General features: G+C 74.4%; 1 protein-coding gene and 1 pseudogene. Both read right to left on the bottom strand.

Translation table 11 applies throughout. From position 1 onward, the window contains the following. Positions 1-488: pseudogene (locus A612_RS17630) on the bottom strand (hypothetical protein); the annotation flags it as partial. A 40-nt stretch (positions 489-528) separates the two neighbouring features. After that, positions 529-1,701 carry a murein transglycosylase A gene (gene mltA, locus A612_RS14420; RefSeq protein ID WP_241209564.1) on the bottom strand — a complete coding sequence of 391 codons (1,173 nt, stop codon included), beginning with the start codon at positions 1,699-1,701 and terminating at the stop codon, positions 529-531. Positions 1,702-1,780: the final 79 nt, after the last annotated feature.

Raw genomic sequence — 1,780 nt, 5'->3', positions numbered from 1 at the left:
GGCGGCCCGCCGGGCAGGCTGGCCTGCGGGGTGCCCATGCGGCGGCGCAGGCCTTTCCAGGCCAGCAGACCGTAGACGGCGAGATTCCAGGCGAGCACGAGCAGCAACGGCGGCGAGAGCAGGTCCACCCGGTGCGCGTTCGCGATCCGGTCGGCCGCGAGTCCGGCAAGCAGGGCTGCCAGCGGCGCCGCCCAGGCAGCCCAGCGCCAGCGGCGCAGGCCCTCGCGCAGTGCGGCCAGCGCGGGTTCGCGCGCGACTGCGTGGCGCAGCATGCCTTCCGCCCAGGGCCGCAGCACGTCTTCCAGCCGGGCGGGGGACGCATCCGGCGAGGGTGCCGCCTGCCGCAGCGCATCGGCGAGCAGCGCCTCGCGCTCGGCCGCGCTGACCAGCGCGTGCTGTGTGTCGAGCTGCTCGATGCCCTGTGCCAACAGCACGTCGCGCAGCGCCGCTTCGTCCAGGCGCAGGCTGGCGGCGGGAGGCGCCTGCATGCCGGGCTGGCGCGCATGCCCCATGGCTAGCCGCCGGGGTTCATTTCGGCCACAGCGCCCACAGCCGCAGCCCCTGCTTGAGCCGGCCGGCGATCTCGCCCGCCTGTTCGCCCCAGCCGGTGAAGTAATCCGCCCGCACCGCGCCGACGATGGCGCTGCCCGTGTCCTGGGCCAGCACCAGGCGCGACAGCTGCACCGTCGGGCCGCTGGAGGCGAGCCACACCGGGGTGCCGTAGGGGATGCTGGCGCGGTCGACGGCGATCGAGCGCCCGGGGGTGAGCGGCACGCCCTGCGCCCCGCGCGGGCCGAAGCCGGCGTCCAGCGCGTCCAGCGGCTCCTCCCGGAAGAACACGTAGCGCGGGTTGGCCCACAGCATTTCCTGCACGCGATGCGGGTTGGCCTGGGTCCAGGCCGAGATGCCGGGCCAGGTCGCGTCGCGCACCAGCCCCTGGTCGAGCAGCCAGCGGCCGACGCTCTTGTAGGGGTGGTCGTTGGTGCCGGCGTAGGCCAGGCGCACCATGCGCGTGCTGCCGTCGGCCTCGCGCACCCGCAGACGGCCCGAGCCCTGGATGTGCAGCACCAGCGCCTGCACCGGGTCGCGCACCCAGGCGATGGCGCGGCCGGCGAGCTGGGCTTGCACCTCGGGCAGGGTGTCGATCTGCTGGCGTGTGTACCAGGGCTTGCGCACCCCCAGGTCGGCGGGCGGGCGGTAGAGGGGCACGTTGAAGCCCGCGCCCGGCTGGCGCGAGGCCTCCAGGTACGGCTCGAAATAGCCCGTGAGCAGCCCTTCGCCGCTGCCGTCCTGGGCCTCGATGCGGTAGGGCTGCAGGCGCTCGACCATCCAGGCGCGCTGCTCGGCGTCGCTGGCGATGGACAGCCGGCGCACGTCCCCGCACAACGGCGCGAAGGCCGGCGGCGGGCGCTCGCAGCTGCGCAGCCAGGCGTTCCAGGCCTCGTGCAGCGCGTCGTCCTCGAAGCCGGGCAGTTCGCTCCACGCCGCCGGTACCCAGCGGCTCTTGGCCACGCCCGACGGGGGAGCAGGCGGCGCGGGCACGGCCGGGGCAGCGCCGGTCGAGGGTCCGGGCGCGGGCGCGGAAGGCCGCCGGGTGGAGCATGCGGCGATGCTTCCTACAATCAGTGCGAGGACAAGCAAGCGCAGGAGGCGGGAGTTCATGACAGTGATTTTGCTCGAAGCGCTGCTGGCGCTGGTGATCCTGCTGGGGATCGTGTGGTGGACCATGTTTGCCGGCCGCAAGCGTGGCGAGCTGCCGCCGCCTGACGCCGCCGATCGG

Origin of the sequence: Melaminivora alkalimesophila, from assembly GCF_000282995.1 — a bacterium.
Classification (GTDB): domain Bacteria; phylum Pseudomonadota; class Gammaproteobacteria; order Burkholderiales; family Burkholderiaceae_C; genus Melaminivora; species Melaminivora alkalimesophila.
The sequence above is the reverse complement of the archived record's forward strand: the minus strand, read 5'-3'. Positions and strand labels throughout refer to the sequence as shown.